12 protein-coding genes are annotated in these 18,201 nt (G+C 72.0%); 3 read left to right on the top strand and 9 right to left on the bottom strand.

The annotated features are described in order from the left end of the window. Nucleotides 1-113: 113 nt before the first annotated feature. Nucleotides 114-1,976 carry a dihydroxy-acid dehydratase gene (ilvD, locus tag ACRWK8_RS13320; protein ID WP_431870537.1) on the top strand — a complete coding sequence of 621 codons (1,863 nt, stop codon included), beginning with the start codon at nt 114-116 and terminating at the stop codon, nt 1,974-1,976. Between the two features lie 10 nt (nt 1,977-1,986). On the opposite strand, the gene ACRWK8_RS13315 is transcribed toward ilvD, so the two are convergent. Continuing rightward, entirely contained in the window at nt 1,987-2,193 is a 207-nt protein-coding gene (locus ACRWK8_RS13315; RefSeq protein WP_378735201.1) for an FmdB family zinc ribbon protein, read from the bottom strand. Nucleotides 2,194-2,342: 149 nt separating this feature from the next. Further along, on the bottom strand, nt 2,343-2,843 hold the full coding sequence (locus tag ACRWK8_RS13310; RefSeq protein ID WP_378735391.1) for an HNH endonuclease: 501 nt from the start codon (nt 2,841-2,843) through the stop codon (nt 2,343-2,345). Nucleotides 2,844-3,221: 378 nt separating this feature from the next. On the opposite strand from ACRWK8_RS13310, the gene ACRWK8_RS13305 reads away from it, so the two are divergent. Continuing rightward, nucleotides 3,222-5,315, top strand: coding sequence for a prolyl oligopeptidase family serine peptidase (locus ACRWK8_RS13305; RefSeq protein WP_431870535.1), 2,094 nt, complete (start codon nt 3,222-3,224; stop codon nt 5,313-5,315). A 167-nt stretch (nt 5,316-5,482) separates the two neighbouring features. Continuing rightward, complete coding sequence (locus ACRWK8_RS13300) at nt 5,483-5,917, top strand: acyl-CoA thioesterase (RefSeq protein WP_378735205.1); 435 nt, start codon at nt 5,483-5,485, stop codon at nt 5,915-5,917. Between the two features lie 9 nt (nt 5,918-5,926). On the opposite strand, the gene ACRWK8_RS13295 is transcribed toward ACRWK8_RS13300, so the two are convergent. The 7 genes from ACRWK8_RS13295 to cobA form a co-directional block, all read right to left on the bottom strand. Then, complete coding sequence (locus ACRWK8_RS13295) at nt 5,927-6,478, bottom strand: globin (RefSeq protein ID WP_378735206.1); 552 nt, start codon at nt 6,476-6,478, stop codon at nt 5,927-5,929. 128 nt (nt 6,479-6,606) lie between these two features. After that, nucleotides 6,607-8,271 carry an energy-dependent translational throttle protein EttA gene (gene ettA, locus ACRWK8_RS13290; RefSeq protein WP_378735208.1) on the bottom strand — a complete coding sequence of 555 codons (1,665 nt, stop codon included), beginning with the start codon at nt 8,269-8,271 and terminating at the stop codon, nt 6,607-6,609. A gap of 212 nt (nt 8,272-8,483) precedes the next feature. Then, nucleotides 8,484-9,692, bottom strand: coding sequence for a DUF4192 domain-containing protein (locus ACRWK8_RS13285; RefSeq protein WP_431870532.1), 1,209 nt, complete (start codon nt 9,690-9,692; stop codon nt 8,484-8,486). 96 nt (nt 9,693-9,788) lie between these two features. Beyond that, nucleotides 9,789-11,144, bottom strand: coding sequence for a GGDEF domain-containing protein (locus tag ACRWK8_RS13280; protein ID WP_431870530.1), 1,356 nt, complete (start codon nt 11,142-11,144; stop codon nt 9,789-9,791). A gap of 609 nt (nt 11,145-11,753) precedes the next feature. Then, nucleotides 11,754-14,750: a YfjP family GTPase gene (locus ACRWK8_RS13275; RefSeq protein ID WP_431870528.1), complete on the bottom strand. Its 2,997-nt coding sequence runs from the start codon at nt 14,748-14,750 to the stop codon at nt 11,754-11,756. After that, on the bottom strand, nt 14,747-16,639 hold the full coding sequence (locus ACRWK8_RS13270; protein WP_378735217.1) for a dynamin family protein: 1,893 nt from the start codon (nt 16,637-16,639) through the stop codon (nt 14,747-14,749). The genes ACRWK8_RS13275 and ACRWK8_RS13270 overlap by 4 nt, the downstream gene beginning before the upstream one ends. A 72-nt stretch (nt 16,640-16,711) precedes the next feature. Further along, on the bottom strand, nt 16,712-17,992 hold the full coding sequence (cobA, locus tag ACRWK8_RS13265; protein WP_378735219.1) for a uroporphyrinogen-III C-methyltransferase: 1,281 nt from the start codon (nt 17,990-17,992) through the stop codon (nt 16,712-16,714). Nucleotides 17,993-18,201 lie beyond the last annotated feature (209 nt).

Raw genomic sequence — 18,201 nt, 5'->3', positions numbered from 1 at the left:
CACCTCGGTTAATCTCACCATCCGGGACTCCTGTCTCTTCCGGCGAGACCGAAGCTGTCCCTGGGGGGGACTACCATCGTGGGGAAACACCCGTAACGATGGGAGTGCACCCCATGCCAGCCCTACGCTCACGCACGGTCACCCACGGCAGGAACATGGCAGGTGCCCGCGCCCTCATGCGCGCCACCGGTGTGGAGCGCGAGGACTTCGGCAAGCCCATCGTGGCCGTGGCCAACAGCTTCACGGAGTTCGTGCCCGGACACGTGCACCTGCGCGAGGTCGCCGAGGTCGTCGCGAACGCCATCCGCCAGGCGGGCGGCGTGCCCCGCGAGTTCAACTCCATCGCCGTCGACGACGGTATCGCGATGGGCCACGGCGGCATGCTCTACTCGCTGCCCAGCCGCGAGCTGATCGCCGACTCCGTCGAGTACATGGTCAACGCGCACTGTGCCGACGCCCTCGTGTGCGTCTCCAACTGCGACAAGATCACCCCGGGCATGCTGCTCGCCGCGATGCGGCTGAACATCCCCACCGTGTTCGTCTCCGGCGGCCCCATGGAGGCCGGGAAGGTCACGGTGGTCGACGGCACCGCCACCACGGTCCGCAAGCTCGACCTCATCAACCCCATGATCGCGGCGGCGGACGAGAGCGTCTCCCAGGCCGAGCTGGACGAGATGGAGGAGAACGCCTGCCCCACCTGCGGCTCCTGCTCGGGGATGTTCACCGCCAACTCGATGAACTGCCTCACCGAGGCCATGGGGCTGGCCCTCCCCGGCAACGGCACGGTCCTGGCCACGCACACGGCGCGGCGGGCCCTCTACGAGGACGCCGGGCGCCTGGTCGTGGAGGCCGCCCAGCGCTACTACCGCGACGACGACGCCTCGGTGCTGCCGCTCTCCATCGCCACCCCCGCCGCCTTCGCCAACGCCATGGCGCTGGACGTCGCCATGGGCGGCTCCACCAACACGATCCTGCACCTGCTGGCCACCGCCACCGAGGCCGGTGTGGACTTCGGGCTCCCCGAGATCGACGCGATCTCCCGCCGCGTCCCGTGCCTGTGCAAGGTCGCGCCGAACACCGAGAAGTACCACATCGAGGACGTCCACCGGGCGGGCGGCATCCCCGGCATCCTGGGCGAGCTGGCCCGGGGCGGCCTGCTCGACACCTCGCTGCCCACCGTGCACGGCAAGACCGTGGGCGAGTTCCTTGCCGAGTGGGACATCACCTCCGAGACGGCGCTGCCCGAGGCCGTGGAGCTCTTCCACGCGGCCCCCGGCGGCGTGCGCACGACGAAGGCCTACTCGCAGAGCGTCCGATGGGACACCCTGGACGAGGACCGCGAGAAGGGCTGCATCCGCTCCGTGGAGCACGCCTACACCAAGGACGGCGGCCTGGCCGTGCTGTTCGGCAACCTCGCCCCCGACGGCGCGATCGTCAAGACCGCCGGTGTCGAGGAGGAGCTGTGGACCTTCTCCGGGCCCGCGAAGGTGTTCGAGTCGCAGGACGACGCCGTGGACGGCATCCTCAACAAGCAGATCGAGCCCGGTGACGTGGTCGTCATCCGCTACGAGGGCCCCAAGGGCGGCCCCGGGATGCAGGAGATGCTCTACCCGACCAGCTTCCTCAAGGGCCGCGGCCTGGGCAAGGCCTGCGCGCTCATCACCGACGGCCGCTTCTCCGGCGGCACCTCGGGACTGTCCATCGGCCACGCCTCACCCGAGGCGGCGGCGGGCGGCGACATCGCCCTGGTCGAGGACGGCGACACCATCAGCATCGACATCCCGAACCGGGGCATCGTCCTGGAGGTCTCCGAGGACGAGCTGAACGCGCGCCGGGAGCGCCTGCTCAAGGAGCTGGGCCGGTTCCGGCCGCGCGACCGCCAGCGCCCGGTGACCGCCGCGCTGCGCGCCTACGCGGCGATGGCCACCTCGGCCTCCACCGGCGCGGCGCGTGACGTCACCCAGATCGAGAGGTAGGGCCCCGGCCTCAGCCGCAGCAGCCGCCCCCGCAGCACCCTCCGCCACCGGAGGTGGCGGGGGCGGCGGCGCGTCCGCCCACCGCCACGGTGGACAGCAGGCGCACGGTGTCGTCATGCCCCCGGGGGCAGTCGGCGGGGGCGTCGGAGTCGGCCATGGGGCGGGAGAGCTCGAAGGTGTCGCCGCACTCGCGGCAGCGGAAGTCGTATCGGGGCATGGGACCCAGGATAAGCGGGGGCGGGGCCGTTCTCCAGCCCCCGGCGGGCGCCGTGCACGGGGGCGCCCCCGGCGAACCGACGAGGGGTCGGCTCCCCGGGGGCGTCGTCCGGGCCGGGTGGGACGCCCGGTTCCGACCCTTGTCGCCGCCTAGGCGGCCAGGTGTGCCATGTACGGTTCCCACTGGGGGTCGCCGTGCAGATCACCGTTGATCAACCGCCAGTGGGGGCCCTTCGGCACCTTCGGGGTGATGTGCAGTTCCCAGCCGATCTCGTCCAGGAACTTGTCCGCCTTCCGGTGGTTGCACGGCTTGCATGCCGCCACCACGTTCTCCCACACGTGCGCGCCACCGCGGCTCCGGGGGATGACGTGGTCGATCGTCTCCGCCTTCTTCCCGCAGTAACCGCAGGTGTGCCGGTCCCGCCGCATGAGCGCCACCCGGGTGAGGGGCACCCTCCGGCTGTAGGGGACGCTGATGTAGCGCCGAAGCCTGATCACCGACGGTACGTCGTAGGAGCGCGTCGCCGAGTGCAGCACCGCCCCCGCGCCGTCGTCGTGAACGACCTCCGCCTTCTCGCGCAGGACGAGCAGGATCGCTCTGCGCAGCGGCAGTGTCGTCAGTGGTTCAAAGCTGGCGTTGAGCAGCAGCACGTGGCGGCGGGCGGTGCCTGGACCACCCTCCCGGCTGCGTCGGGCGCTCATCGCGTCGCCCCGGCGGCCGCGTGCGACCGCCATGTCTCTTCCCCGGCCAGCCGATCAGCCAGCCAGGTGACCTCCCTGTGCACCGACCCGAGGATCGGTGTCTCCGTACGCCTTGCCACACGGACCTCCCGGTGGTTCCCGCCGAGTTGCGTCCCGCATTCAGTTTGCTTGTTCGGACCACTCCGGCGCCACCCCAATTTACGGCGGGCCGCCCAGAAAACGCCCGTTGTCGCTTTCTGGAACCCATTGTGCGTCCGGTGAACCCGGATTCATCCTCCCGCCGCGCCGAACACACACAGTGAGATACCGGTGGATAGGGTGCGAAGTATGCGCGAACTCCGCTATCCCCCGGCCACACGGCTGGACATCAACGAGACCCTCCACGGACACTCCGTCCACGACCCCTACCGGTGGCTGGAGGAAGCCGACTCCACGGACACCAAGGCGTGGTCCGACGCCCAGGACGACCTGTACGAGAAGCTGTCGAGCGACTACGTGACCCGCGACTGGTTCGCCGGGCAGGTGCGCTCGCTCATGGGCGCCGGACACGTGGGCACCCCCCTCTGGCGCGGCGAGCGGCTCTTCGTCACCCGGCGCGCACCCGGGCAGGAGCACGCCGTGCTCCACGTGCGGGACGGCGACGGCCCCGAACGCGTCCTGATCGACCCCGGAGCCCTGGACCCCTCCGGTCTGACCACCCTCGACGCCTGGCGCCCCTCCCCCGACGGCCGTCTGCTCGCCTACCAGCTCTCCGAGGGCGGCAACGAGGAGTCGTCGCTGCGCGTCGTCGACGTGGACTCCGGCGAGCTGGTCGACGGTCCCCTCGACCGCACGCGCTACAGCCCGGTGGCCTGGCTGCCGGACGCGTCGGCCTTCTACTACGTGCGCCGTCTCCCCCCGGAGGAGGTGCCGGAGGACGAGACCTCCTACCACCGCCGCGTCTACCTGCACCGCCTGGGCACCTCCGGAGACCAGGACGCCCTGGTCTTCGGGCAGGGCCGGGACAAGACCGAGTACTTCGGCGTGGACGTGAGCCAGGACGGCCGGTGGCTGGTCCTGACCTCCGTCCGGGGCACCTCGTCCGCGACCAACGCCTGGGTGGCCGACCTGGAGGAGGGCCCGCTGGAGAGCCCCCGGCTGGTCACCGTCCAGGAGGGGGTCGACTCCGACCTGCACCCCAGGATGGGGCGGGACGGCCGCCTGTACCTGTTCACCGACCGCGAGGCCCCGCGCGGTCGCCTGTGCGTCGCGGACCCGGCCGAGCCCGGGTACGAGAACTGGACCACGCTGATCCCCGAGGACCCGGAGGCGGTCCTGGAGGGCCACTCCCTGCTGGGCTGGGACGGGCACGGCACCCCCGAGCTCCTGGCCGTGTGGAGCCGCCACGCGATCAGCGAGGTCACCCGGCACGACCCGGCGACCGGTGAACGGCTCGGTGCCCTGCCCATGCCCGGTCTGGGCAGCCTCGCCGGGCTGACCACCAGGCCCGAGGGCGGGCACGAGGCGTGGTTCGGCTACACGGACAACACCCACCCCTCGTCCGTGTACCACTACGACGCGCGGACCGGGCGGGTCGAGCTGTGGGCCGACTTCCCGGGCGAGATCGACCTGCCCGAGGTCCGGACCGAACAGGTCGCGTTCACGTCCGGGGACGGCACCACCGTCCGCATGCTGGTGATCTCCCCCGCCGCACCCGTGGACGGGCCCCGGCCGACCATCCTCTACGGGTACGGCGGCTTCCAGATCTCCCTCACCCCGGGCTACTCCGCCGCGATCCTGGCGTGGGTCCGCGCCGGGGGCGTGTACGCCGTCGCCAACCTGCGCGGCGGTCTGGAGGAGGGCGAGGAGTGGCACCGGGGCGGCATGCTCGCCAACAAGCAGAACGTGTTCGACGACTGCGCCGCGGCCGCCGAGCACCTGATCGGCAGCGGGGTCACCACCCCGGAACAGCTGGCGGTCATGGGCGGCAGCAACGGCGGGCTGCTGGTGGGCTCGATGGTCACCCAGCGCCCGGACCTGTTCGCGGCCGCCGTGTGCTCGGCGCCGCTGCTCGACATGGTGCGCTACGAGAGGTTCGGGCTGGGCCAGCTGTGGAACGTGGAGTTCGGCAGCGCCGAGGACCCCGAGCAGCTGGGCTGGCTGCTCGGCTACTCCCCGTACCACAACGTGCGTGAGGGGACCCGGTACCCGGCCACCCTGTTCACGGTGTTCGACAACGACACCCGCGTGGACCCGCTGCACGCCCGCAAACTGTGCGCCGAGATGCAGTGGGCCACCTCGGCACCGGTGGAGGAGAAGCCCATCCTCGTGCGGCGTGAGGCCGAGGTCGGGCACAGCTCGCGGTCGGTGAGCCGGAGCACGGCACTCACCGCCGACCAGCTCGCCTTCCTCGCACACCACCTGGGCCTCTCCACGCCCTGATCCCGCGGCTCTCCTCCGGGTCGCACGCCCGGAGGAGAGCAAGGACACAGAACGGGAGCCTCCCGCGCCTGGGCCCGACCAGGTGGTCTTTGGGACAATCTTCGGAGGCCGGGGCGGTTCCGCACCACGTGGTGCGGGGCGCGCCCACCCCGCGGAGAGGATGCAGCGTGACACAGACCGAGGTCGAGAACACCGCGACCACCGGGCCCCAGCGGTACGTACACCTGGCCCAGGTGCGCTACGCCGACCTCGACCCGCAGCAGCACGTCAACAACGTCCGGATGCTGACGTACCTGGAGGACGCCCGCGTCGGCTTCCTCCACTTCGGAGTGGGGGATCACCCCGAGGCGTTCGGTGCGACCGTGGTGGCCCGCCAGGAGGCCGACTACGTCGCCCCCCTGCTGCCCCGCGTCGAACCCGTGCGCGTGGAGCTCTGGGTGACCGAGGTACGCAACGCCAGCTTCACCATGGACTACGAGATCCTCGACGACGACCGCGTCTACCTGCGTGCCCGGACGGTCCTGGTCGGCTTCGACGTGGCGACGCAGAGCGCCCGGCGCCTCAACGACGCCGAGCGCTCGCTCCTTCACCGGTTCTCCTGAGGGAGCCGGTCACCGTTTGAGGGAGATGGTGACGGCCTCGCCGTCGTCATCGTCGCCCGCGTCCCCGGAGTCGCGCCGCACCTTCCCGTCGCCGCCCACCCGCAGTGAGGTCGGCTTGGTCACCGCCGGGGGCGTGGCGTCCTCGGCGACGTTGACCATGCTGTGCGCGGCCATGACCATGTACTCCCAGAGCTGACGCTCCAGGGCCTCGTGCAGGTCCAGGGAGTCCACGGCGTCACGCATGTGCCTGAGCCACAGGTCGCGCTCGGCCGCTCCGATACGGAACGGCACGTGGCGCATGCGCAGGCGCGGGTGGCCGCGCTGCTCGTTGTAGGTGCGGGGGCCGCCCCAGTACTGGATGAGGAACAGGCGCAGCCGTTCCTCGGCGGGCCCCAGGTCCTCCTCGGGGTACATGGGCCGCAGCACGGGGTCGTCGGCGACGCCCTCGTAGAAACGGCGGACCAGGCGGGTGAAGGTCTCCTCACCGCCCACGGCCTCGTAGAACGTCATTCGCACGGGCTCTTCGCCCGCGCCCTGGTGGTCATCACGCGCGGAAGTCATCGACCCCAGGGTATGCCACGTCCGCGTCCCCTCCCCTGGGCCTTCCCCGAGGGAGTATCCAGGGGAACAAACGAAGGGCCCCGCCGTCCGGAGGTCCGGTCGGCGGGGCCCTGACGACGCACCCGTGACTAGTCGCGGGTGAGCTTGCGGTGCGTGACCGCGTGCGGGCGCGCGGCCTCCGGACCGAGGCGCTCGACCTTGTTCTTCTCGTAGGACTCGAAGTTGCCCTCGAACCAGAACCAGGAGGAGCCGCCCTCCCAGGCCAGGATGTGGGTGGCGACGCGGTCCAGGAACCAGCGGTCGTGGGAGGTGATCACGGCACAGCCCGGGAAGTCCAGGATGGCGTTCTCCAGCGAGCCGAGGGTCTCGACGTCCAGGTCGTTGGTGGGCTCGTCCAGGAGCAGCAGGTTGCCGCCCTGCTTGAGGGTGAGCGCCAGGTTCACCCGGTTGCGCTCACCACCGGAGAGCACACCGGCGGACTTCTGCTGGTCCGAGCCCTTGAAACCGAAGGCGGCGACGTAGGCGCGGCTGGGGATCTCGACCTTGCCGACCTCGATGAAGGTCTCCCCGTCGGAGATGGTCTCCCAGACGTTCTTGGTGTCGTCGATCCGGCCCCGGTACTGGTCGACGTACGAGATCTCGACCGTGTCACCGACGGTGATCTTGCCCTCGTCCGGGGTCTCCTCACCGACGATCATCTTGAACAGGGTCGTCTTGCCGACACCGTTCGGACCGATGATGCCGACGATGCCGTTGGGTGGCAGCGAGAAGCTGAGGTCCTCGATGAGCACCCGGTCCTCGAAGCCCTTGGTGAGGTTCTTGACCTCGACCACGGTGTTGCCCAGACGCGGACCCGGCGGGATCTGGATCTCCTCGAAGTCCAGCTTGCGGGTCTTGTCGGCCTCGGCGGCCATCTCCTCGTAGCGGGCCAGACGCGACTTGCTCTTCGTCTGGCGGGCCTTGGCGTTGGAGCGGACCCACTCCAGCTCGTCCTTGAGGCGCTTGGCCTTCTTGACGTCCTTCTGTCCCTCGACCTTCAGGCGGGCCTGCTTGGTCTCCAGGTAGGTGCTGTAGTTGCCCTCGTAGGGGTAGAACTGGCCGCGGTCCAGCTCCAGGATCCAGGTGGCGACGTGGTCCAGGAAGTACCTGTCGTGTGTGATCGCGATGACGGTGCCCGCGTACTTGGACAGGTGCTGCTCCAACCAGTTCACGCTCTCGGCGTCCAGGTGGTTGGTGGGCTCGTCCAGCAGCAGGAGGTCAGGGGCCTCCAGCAGCAGCTTGCAGAGCGCCACGCGGCGCTTCTCGCCACCGGACAGCTGGGTGACGGAGGCGTCCCCGGGCGGGCAGCGCAGGGCGTCCATGGCCTGCGCCAGCTGGCTGTCCAGGTCCCAGGCGTTGCGGTGGTCGAGCTGCTCCTGGAGCTTGCCCATCTCCTCGAGCAGGTCGTCGGAGTAGTCCGTCGCCATCTGCTCGGCGATCTCGTTGAAGCGGTTCAGCATCGCCTTGGTCTCGGCGACGCCGTCCTCGACGTTCTCCAGGACCGTCTTGCTCTCGTCGAGCCGCGGTTCCTGGGCGAGCAGACCCACGGTGAACCCGGGCATGAGCCGCGCCTCACCGTTGGACGGCTGCTCGATGCCGGCCAGGATCTTCAGCAGCGTCGACTTACCCGCCCCGTTCGGGCCAACGACACCGATCTTGGCTCCGGGCAGGAACGACCCCGAGACATTGTCAAGGACGACCTTGTCGCCGTGCGCCTTGCGCACGTTTTGCATGGTGTAGATGTACTCCGGCATGCCTCCAAGCCTAGGGCGTCCGGGCCGGTGCCCCCGCCATCACAGGCGATCAGGGTGCGCGGCGGTACCGGCCGGAGGACCCCGGGGAAGGGTCACCGGGCAGAGGGCACCCAGGGCCCCGATCCCCTCGGCCCTCGTGCGACGGACTCAGGCGGAGGGCACCGAGACCTCCACACGTTCCCGTGTCCCCCGGTCCGCGACCCTTCGGCAGCTCAACATCGCGAAGAGGTACGGGGGACGCGGCACCCACATCCGCCGGACCGGCACGTCCGTGGGCGGCGTGGACGAGTCGCCGCACAGTGCCGGGGACGCGGTGCCGGGAGCGCGGCGCCGGGAGCGCGGTGCCGGAGACACCAGTCCCCCACGTGACGCGGGGTTCTCTCCGGGTCCTCGGGGACGTCCCCGTCGTCGGTGCGGGCGGCCAGGAAGCCCCGCCAGCGCTCGGCGGGCAGCCCGGTCTCCAGGGCGCGGGCCATGAGTACCGCCATCGCGTACCCGGGCTCCGCCTCCAGTGCCACGTTCACGGCGGCGCGGGCCAGATCGAGGTCGTCCACCTGCCAGGCGGCCACGGCCAGCAGGGCGGCCGGGGCCGGTCGGTGGCGGTCCGGGACGTGGCGCACCACCCGGGACCAGAGCCGGACGTGGAGTGCGGCGGTCTCCGGGGTGATGCGGGTCCACACGGCGTCCCGCACCGGAACGCGGGTGAGGTGGACGCCGAGCCGGGCGAGGGCCGCCGGGGCGGTGACCCGGTGACGCGCCTCCTCGCGCAGGGTCTCCAGCACCACGGCGGTGTGCCGTTCCACCTGGTCGGCGCCGCCCAGGCGCTCCTCCTCGGCGGCGGCCTCCTCGGCCACCTCGGACCGCACCGACGCGTGCACGGGCTCCAGCAGGAACCCGACCCGCGCGGAGGGATCCCGGACGACCGGAACCAGTCCGCGCACCACCGCCCCGGCCGGGACCGGGGACGCGTCCGGGTCGAAGCGCCTCCCTTCGGCGGGGCAGCAGTCGGGGTCGTGGCAGAGGTAGGACCAGTAGCGGTCCCCGGCCACCCGCAGCGCCTCCAGGACGGGGAGTCCCCGGGCGCGGGCCTCGTGCAGGAGCGCGCGCACGTGCGGGGTGATCCGCGCGGAGTGACCGAAACCGGCCACCAGCAGGGCACCGCCGCCCTCGCCCAGCGCGGCGTCCACCGCCGCCCGGCCGCTGCGGTCCGGGGTCAGGACGTGGTCCAGGTGGTCGAGTCCGCCGTACAGGACCCCGAGGACGCTCTCCTGCCTGAGCACCAGGGCGACCACCGCGTCGTCCAGCGGTTGGTGCACCAGGTAGGGCAGGGCCGCGAGGAGGTCGGTGGGGGTACGCAGGCGCAGTGGAGCGGAGGTGGGGTCGTGGGGGCCGGAGGAGGGGTCGTGCTGTTCACCGGGCATGGTTCCACGTTCGGTCACCGGGGGTGGCGGCGCAACCGGTGGGGCGGGCCTGTGGACAACTCGCCCGGAGCCGCGTCCTCCTCGCCGGTCAGCGGATCAGAAGGGTTCCCCCGGGCTGTTGGCGGGGTCGGTGATCTGTCCCTCTCGGGGGCCGGGGATCTGCCCGGACACCTCGGAGCGCCCGGCGGGCAGGCACACGCGGTCGCGGCCGGTCTCCTTCGCCCGGTAGAGCGCGAGGTCGGCCGCGGTCAGCAGTTCGACGAGGTCGTTGCCGTGGTCACCAGCGACGGCGACGCCGATCGAGATGGTGATGGAGACCTGGACGTCCTCCACGGCGATCTCCATCCGCCCGACCTGCGAGCGCAGCCGTTCGGCCGCCTGCCAGGCCTCGGTCACGTCGGCGCCGGGCAGGAGGACCACGAACTCCTCACCGCCGAACCGGCCGAGCAGGTCCGACTGGCGCAGCTGCTGGGCGATGGTCGTCGCGACGCCCAGCAGGACCTGGTCACCGAAGAGGTGGCCGTAGCTGTCGTTCACTCGCTTGAAGTGGTCGATGTCCACTATGAGCACCGCGGCACGGCCGCGCGTGGCGCGGGCCCGGACGATTTCGGCGGCCGCCTCCTGCTCCCAGGTCGGGGCGTTGAGCAGGCCGGTCTTCGGGTCGGTCCGCGCGGCGGTCTGGAGTTGCTGGTAGACCAGGCTCCGCTGGAGCAACAGGACCGGCGGAACCGCGATGACCAGGAGGAACATCGACAGCTGCGCGAGGATGGCGACGGTGACGCCGACACATAACTCGGCGGAGTCCACCAGGAAGGCCTCGCGGTCCCACATGGTCCGCATGCTGTCCGACCCGCCGCTGAGCCTGGTGCCCAGGAACACCAGGAGCGTGTTCATGACGGTGAACCCCGCGCAGCAGGCCAGGGCCAGGACCACGCCGCTGAGGGAGAGCAGGGACTCGTGGGCGTTCGGGAGTCCGCTGATCCCGGCGAGCAGTCCGCCCTGCGAGCCGTGCCAGACCACCGAGGCGAGGAACCCGGAGACTCCGATGGAGGCGGCGTTGAAAACGCGCCGGTGCGGCAGCGTGCGCCTGCTCCGGCGCTGGAGCAGCAGGTAGGCGGGGACCGGGATGAGGAGCGAGTACACCGGGGGCAGCAGGAGCATCGCGGGGAACCACCAGGCTCCCAGGAGGTCGCGGGTGATTCCGGCGGGGAGGTCGATCCGGCGAATCGCCTCGACGCACACCACCGCGGAGATCACCAGGGCGAGGAACAGGGAGAGGTCGGAGATGGTGGGAACCGTCTGCGCGGCGGCCACCCCGAAGAGGAACAACGCGACGAAGACCAGCAGGAACAACAACAGGACCATGCCCAGGGGCTGCTGGAAGATCGGCCAGGACCGGCGCTCCCCGAAAGGGACGCCCTCGGCCGCCATCGGCTTCTCCGAGATGCTCACCGTTCCCTCCTCCCTCCCTGTGTCACCCGCGGCCTCCGGACCCCCGCACTCGACTCTGATGCGCTCACCGCCTCTCACGGTTCTCCTTTCGACGAACCGGACTCGCCCCGCGTTCCCTCACGGTGCCACTCGGTGACCAGGGAACCCGCATCATCCCTGGTAGGCGACTGGGAAGTACACCCCCCTCACTTTACATTACTTTGGGTAATAACTTAATCGCCTATTGTATGTGACCCGCAGGCCGAGGCTACCTTAGTGGTCACCCTGTGTTCCAGGGGGGTTGGTTAGCGTCACGTTGTAGGGCATCCTGCCAGAGGGCATCGCCGGTTTCGGCCAGAAGCTGGCCGGTCCGCCTCTCGCTGCCGTCCGCCGTGCCGACCGCCCGATGATCCAGTAGTTCTCAGCACTCAACCGAAGGAGCATCACATGGCCAAGAAGGTCGTCAACTGGACGTAGGTCCCCCTCCATGACGCGAGACGGGGACCGGCGGTCCATGCCGCCCGTCCCCGTCTCACCGGGCCGGCCGGGGCGCGTCCCCGACCGGCCCTCCCGTCGTCCGGCCCCGTCTCACCGCTCCGCCCGGTCCGTGCGGACCGCCGGGGCCGGGACTCACTCCTGGACCCGCGCCACCTCGTAGGCGGCCCGGAAGGCCCGGTAGCGGGCCAGCTCCTCCTCCATCGGAGCCACGACCCGCAGTCCGGCGATCTCCCGGACCCGCGTCTGGGCCGCGCGCTCCACCTCCTCGCGGCGCTGGACGGCGGCGACCTCCACGAGGTTCCCGCAGCCCACCCCGGTCAGCCAGCCCACCAGCAGACCGGCCACGACCACGGCGCCCGCGTAGGCGGCGAAGATCGGATCGTCGAACGCCCGCAGCCCGGTGATACCGCCGCCGAGCCAGCTCAGCAGAGACACCACGGCCCAGGCGAAACCGGCTCCGGCCACCGCGAGCAACGCGTACTGCACGGTCCGGGCCATCCGCCACCACGAGGGGCTGCTGTCGGGGTCCCCGACCGCGCCGGAGACCGCCTCGCCGAGTTCGCTCGGCAGCTCGGCCACCCCGCTGCGGGCCGCCGCGCGCATCCTCCGGCGCCACGGTCCGGGCATCCCCTCGGACACCTGGTCCGCCGCCTCGCCCAGCGCGGTCTCCAGTTCGGCCTCGTGCGCGTCGACCGGTCCGCCCACACCCGGTTCGTCCCGGCGCAGGAAGTCCAGTTGGACGGCGGCGAGCGGATCCTTGCGCAGCTTGGCTGCCCTGCGGGCCACCGGCCAGCCGACCCTGCGCCTGCCCCGGCGCACGTCGTTGGTCTCCACCACGTCGGCCACGGCCGTGACCCCGGCCGCGTTGGCCAGGCCCTCCTGCACCTGGGACCGCACCTCGGCGGAGACCGTCGCGGGCACCTCCCCTTCGCCGTAGAACTCCTCGAAGGGCGCGATGACCTGGTCCAGGTCCGCGACCAGACGGTCGACCAGGGCCCGGCGCTCGACGACGGTCTCCCCCAGGAACTCGCGCACGTCACGGATGCCCTGCCCGGTGACGGTGGAGGTCGTGATCACCCTGGGGTGCACCCCGGACTCCGTCTCCAGAAGGCGGCGCAGGTCGGTGAGGAGCTCCTCCAGCTCGTCCGGGGCCACCCGGTCCACCTGGTTGAGCACCGCGACGGTGACCGCCCCGTGCCCCGCCATCTTGGCCAGGTAGCGGTGGTGGACGGCGGCGTCGGCGTACTTCTGCGGGTCGAGCACCCACACGAGCAGGTCCACCGAGCCGATGAGCCGGTCGGCCTCGGCGGTGTGCAGGCTGCGGACCGAGTCGTGGTCCGGCAGGTCGAGCAGGACCAGCCCGGTCAGCTCCGAGTTGCTGGTGTCCAGGACCCCCGTGCGCGAGTGGCGGTAGCGGTTGGGGACCCCCAGCCAGCTGAGCAGCGCGTCGGCGCCCTCGTGCCCCCACACGCAGGCGTGCGCCTTGGAGGTGGTGGGGCGGGTGACGCCGGTCTGGGAGAGTTCGAGCCCGCACAAAGCGTTGAACAGCGAGGACTTCCCGCTTCCGGTGCCTCCGGCCAGCGCCACCACGGTGTGGTCGCCGGACAGGCGCAGGCGGGCCCCGGCGTGGTCGAGCAGCTGCCCGGCCTGGCCGAGGACCTTCTCCGGGAGGTCGCCCTGGCCGAGTTCGGTCAGGGTGCTCAACGCGTCCAGCCGCTCGATGAGCTCGGCGCGGCTGGTGGTGCTGGTGGGTTGCCAGTGGTCGCCACTGGTGGGGCGGTACTCCTCGTCGTCGTCCTCCTCTGGAGCGGAGCCCGCCGGTGCGGGCACGGAGTCGGAGACCGGTTCCGGAGCGACGGTGTCGGCACCGATCGCCCGGAAGGCGCCCGAGACCGCCGAGGGTCCGGGAACCCGGCGGGGCAGGGGTTCGGGGCCGTCGTCGGCCGCCTCCGCCGGTTCCTGGGTGTCGGCGGACCCCTCCGTGCCGGAGGTCGCGGGGCCCACCGGGACCGTGGCCGTCCGCGCGGCACCGGTGCCGTCGCCGTCGAGCAGGTCGAACCCGGTCTCGGCGGCTCCCTGTGGGGCGGCCTCGGGTGCTTCCCCGGAGTCCTCCCCGGCCTCGGTGCTCTCGTCCTCGGGTTCGGGCACCCAGGTGGCGGTGGAGGGACGTGCCGGACCGGGCTCCGGACGGGAGGTGTGGCGACGCGGCGTCCCCTCGCCCTCGGGGGCCTGCTCGTCCTGCTCCCGTTCGTCCCCGTCGGTGCCGTCGACACCGTCCCGACCCGCGTCGATCCGGTCCCGCCTGCTGCGGGCGCGATCGCCGCGTCCACCCTCGGTCCGGTCGCGCCCGCCGCGCGTACGCCCGTCCTTGCCGCCCCCGTTCCGGGTGCGTTCTCCCTGTTCGTCGGGGCGTTCGGTCTCCGGTGTGATCACCGGGAAGCTGCCCGTGTGGCGTCCGGCGATCCGGGTGTCGTCGGCCGCCTCCGTGAGGCTGCCGACCCAGCCCGCGAGCCCGTCCGGGTCGTCGTGGTCGTCGTCGCCCTGACGGCGTCTCTGCGCGGCCCCGTTCGCCTCCGTGTCCTGGGCCCCCGGGGAGGAGGAGCGCGCGTGGCGTCCGAACCTCCGCTGACGGGCCCCCGCGGACTCGGCGGACTCGGACCGGGGGTCCGGCGCGGCGCCGTCGTCGGTGTCGGTGCCGGTCCCCTCCTCGTCCGTGTCCTCCGAGGGAGCGGTCCTCTGCGACGCGGCCTGCACGGCACCGGCTCCGGACGGGTCCGGGTAGCCGGTGATCCCGTCGTAGGCGGGCGGGTCGTAGGCGGAGGTGGGGTTCTCCTCGGCCGCCCGCTCACGCTCCTCGGCGTGCTCGGGGTGCTCGGGCACCGGCATCGTGTAGCCGCGCCAGGGGCCGCTCTGGTAGGGAGTGGGGTCCTCGTCTTCGGCGGACCGGTCCGGGTCCCGCGCCGGCGAGGGACCGTCGTTCCACGGTCCGCTCACGGCGGAACCCCGTGCGGCGGAGCCGCGCTGGTCCGTACCCCGCCCGGCGGGCGCGCCCTCGCGCTCCTCGCCCTCGGCTCGGTCACGGTCCGGGCCGGTGCCCCCCGCGTGCGCGGGGTTCCACTGAGTTGTCATCGTGCGATCTCAAGGTTGTACGTGGCCTGATAGAGCTGGACGGCGCTGTCGTCGGACGGGATGCCCGCCTTGGACAGGGCGTGGTCGAAGGGCACGCGCTCGTGGGAGAGCAGCCCGAGGACCCGCTGGCGCAGGTTCTCCCGCGCCGACCCGCCGATGCTGCGCAACGACTGGGCGCCGAACAGCCCCTTGAGCAGGCGCTGTGGGGATGGGCCGGAGGCGTCGGCCGCGCGGGCGCCGCCTCCGGAGTGGGAACTTTCGAAGCCGAGCAGGTCGATGATGAGGACCAGGGCGACGACGTCGTGGTCGAAGGTGACGAAGCGGGCCACCGACCTCTTGGTGGCACCGTTGGCCGCGGTCATCTCCGCGATCTCACGCTGCCACTCGGTGATCTCCTGGCGCACCTGTTTGGCGATCAGGCCCCTGCCGGGCTGGTCGAGGGCGCGGTCCACGAGCTCACCGCCGCCGGGGACCTCCCGCCACTGCTCCTCGATCTGCTCCCAGGCACGGTCGTTGGCGGAGACCACCAGGGCCTCCAGGGAGTCGCGTACGGCGCGCTCCAGCGCGCTGACCCGCTGGCCGCGCTCGGCCTGTTCGGCACGGCCCTTGCGGGCCTTCTTGCCGCGCAGGCGCAGGCTCTTGGCGAGCTCTCCGCTGGCCGCGACCTCCTGCCACCGGGCGAGGAGCGAGCCGCGCAGCAGGGAACCGTCTCCCAGGGCCGTGTCGATCCTCTCGGTCGCGCCCGCGTAGGCGTCGTCGACGGAGGCGCCCAGCGAACGCCCGGTCTCGATCTGCGCCTCGACCTGGCGGGCCAGCTCGGGGACACGGGAGCGGAAGCTGTCGATGACCCCGATGAACGTGCGTCGGGACACCCGGTCGCGCTGCTCGGCCTCGCCAGCCACGTCCGCCAGGTACTCGCGGATGTGGTCGGCGACGTTGGAGGTGAAGCGCTCACCCTCGATCTGGTCGGTCTCCGGGATCGCGAAGCGCGCGGCGGCGCCCAGACCGTTGGCCTCCAGCATGGCGCCGAAGTGGTCCAGCAGCTGGCGGCGTCCCTTGCGGGGCACCCGGGAGAGCACGACCGCCAGTGAGGTGTCGCGGTCCCGGGCCACCTGGAGGAACTCCCACACACGGGCGTCCGCGTACCGGCCTGAGGTGGTGACGAACACCCACAGGTCGGCCGCGTCCAGGAACTTGGCGGCGAACTCGTGGTGCGCGGCGACGGCGGAGTCGACGTCGGGAGTGTCGAGCAGGGCGACGCCCGGGGGCATGGCCTCGGTGGCGGCGAGCACCAGCATGCCGTCCTTGCCGGGCATCGCCAGACCCTGCTGGCGTACACGGGGCAGGGACGGGATGAAGGAGGCCTCGCTGAACCAGTCCACGTCGGCCGGGTTGCAGGCCAGCACCGGGCTGTTGGTGGTGGGCCTGCGCACGCCGGTGGTGGTGACCTGCTCACCGACCAGGCTGTTGACCAGGGTCGACTTGCCCGCGCCGGTCGAACCGGCGACGGCGATGAGCAGCGGGATGTCGGGGCGGCGCACGCGGGGCAGCACGTAGTCGGAGAGCTGGGCCAGGACGTCGGCCTGGAGAACCCGCCCCTCCTCGGCTCCGGCCAGTCCCTCGGCGAACTCCAGGTCCCGGATCTGCTTGCGCAGTGACTCCAGGACCTGCTCGAAGCGGTCGTCCTCGTTGGTGGGGGCGCGGTGCTTGGCGGGCCTGACGGGCACGGGGACGGTGGGCCCCCGGCGCTCGCTTTCAGGGACTCCGGCCAGCGGCGCGGATGCGGGGCCCGGTGCGGCGGGCGGGGCGGAGGCGGCGTCCGGTCCGGTTCCGAACCGGTCCGAGGCACCCTCGCCCGAGGCGTTCGGTGCGGCCGACGGCCGGGTCATGATCGGTAGGCCCTCCTCATCGGTACTGGGAATCCCCCGGCGGCGTGGCTCGCGCGCACCGCCACGGGGGTCTCACTGAAGATCGCGCCCGGTGGCCAGTCGATCGGTCTCGAACTGGACTCCCGTGTGCAGTATGTCAAGATCCCGCGCAGTTTTGACCACTTCTCCGATGATCACCACGGCGGGCGGCCGCACTTGGGCCGATCGGACCGAGGCGGCGATGTCCGCCAGCGTACCCGTCACCGTTCGCTGACCCGGCAGCGTGGCGTCCTGGACCACCGCCGCGGGCGTGTCCGGGGAGCGCCCGTGCTCGACGAGGGCGGCGGCGATGGCCTCGATGCGCTGGACTCCCATGAGGACGACCACGGTCCCGCCCGCCCTGGCCAGTCCGGCCCAGTCCACGGTGGAACGTTCGTCGCCGGGGGCGACGTGCGCGGAGACGACGTGCACGTCCTGCGCCACACCACGGTGGGTGGCGGGGATCCCGGCGCTCGCCGGGCCGGCGAGGGCGCTGGTCACACCCGGGACGACGATCACGGGGATCCCGGCCGCCGCGCACGCGGCTGCCTCCTCGCCCCCGCGCCCGAAGAGGAAGGGGTCCCCGCCCTTGAGTCGGACCACGAACCGGCCCTCGCGGGCCCGTTCGACGAGGACGGCGTTGATGTCCTCCTGGGTCATGGAACGGCCGTAGGGGACCTTGGAGGCGTCCACGATCTCGACCTCCGGAGGGAGGCGGTCCAGGAGCGGGGTGGGGGCGAGGCGGTCCACCACCACGACGTCGGCCTGGGAGAGCAGCTGCTGGCCCCGGACCGTGATGAGACCGGGGTCGCCGGGTCCGCCGCCGACGAGGGCGACGCCCCGCAGGCGTTCGCGCCCGCGTCGGGCGTCCAGGGTTCCGTCGGCCAGACCGTCGACCACGGCGTCCCGCAGCCCGGCGGAGCGGCGGGGGTCACCCGAGGCGACGACGCCCACGGTGACACCGTTGGCGGAGCCGCTGGCCGGGGTCCACGCGGAGGAGGCGTGGCGGTCGTCGGCACGGACGCTCCAGATCCGGGACGCCTCGGCCTCCTCGGTGACGGCCGCGTTGGTCTCCGGGGAGTCGGTGGCGGCGTGCACGAGCCAGTAGGCGGGGGCACCCGGTCCGCTGACGTCCCCGGGGCGCCAGGCGCGACGGTGCCAGGTCAGGCGCCCCGCGTCGGCGAGGTCCTCCAGCGCGGCGGACGCCTCGGGGGAGACCAGGGTGACGCGGGCACCGGCCTCCAGCAGGACGGGGACCCGGCGTTGGGCCACCCTCCCGCCTCCGACGACGAGGACGTCGCGGTCCCGCATGCGCAGGCCCAGGAGATAGGTCACGGATCGCACCCCTTCGGTCGTCCGCACCGGCCCCCGGCTCCGTCGACGGGGTGCGCGCGCGGACGGGCCCGGCGCGCCGCCAGCGATGTTCGGTGATGGCTCCAAAGTAGCTTGTCAACGCGGCATCACATGGAGGTAAAGGGTGACGGCGGTCCGGAGTGACACGCGCCGCATCGGGGCCCGCCCGGAGTGTGGGCCGAGGTGACCCG

The organism is Nocardiopsis eucommiae (genome assembly GCF_965344335.1).
GTDB classification, from domain to species: domain Bacteria; phylum Actinomycetota; class Actinomycetes; order Streptosporangiales; family Streptosporangiaceae; genus Nocardiopsis; species Nocardiopsis eucommiae.
The sequence above is the reverse complement of the archived record's forward strand: the minus strand, read 5'-3'. Positions and strand labels throughout refer to the sequence as shown.

Bases quoted from the DNA above. Each gene is read 5' to 3' on its own strand.
- ACRWK8_RS13305 (WP_431870535.1), top strand. From the start codon at position 3,222: ATGCGCGAACTCCGCTATCCCCCGGCCACACGGCTGGACATCAACGAG.
- ACRWK8_RS13275 (WP_431870528.1), bottom strand. From the start codon at position 14,750: ATGACAACTCAGTGGAACCCCGCGCACGCGGGGGGCACCGGCCCGGAC.
- ACRWK8_RS13270 (WP_378735217.1), bottom strand. From the start codon at position 16,639: ATGACCCGGCCGTCGGCCGCACCGAACGCCTCGGGCGAGGGTGCCTCG.
- ACRWK8_RS13285 (WP_431870532.1), bottom strand. From the start codon at position 9,692: ATGCCCGGTGAACAGCACGACCCCTCCTCCGGCCCCCACGACCCCACC.
- ilvD (WP_431870537.1), top strand. From the start codon at position 114: ATGCCAGCCCTACGCTCACGCACGGTCACCCACGGCAGGAACATGGCA.
- ACRWK8_RS13295 (WP_378735206.1), bottom strand. From the start codon at position 6,478: ATGACTTCCGCGCGTGATGACCACCAGGGCGCGGGCGAAGAGCCCGTG.
- ACRWK8_RS13315 (WP_378735201.1), bottom strand. From the start codon at position 2,193: ATGCCCCGATACGACTTCCGCTGCCGCGAGTGCGGCGACACCTTCGAG.
- ettA (WP_378735208.1), bottom strand. From the start codon at position 8,271: ATGCCGGAGTACATCTACACCATGCAAAACGTGCGCAAGGCGCACGGC.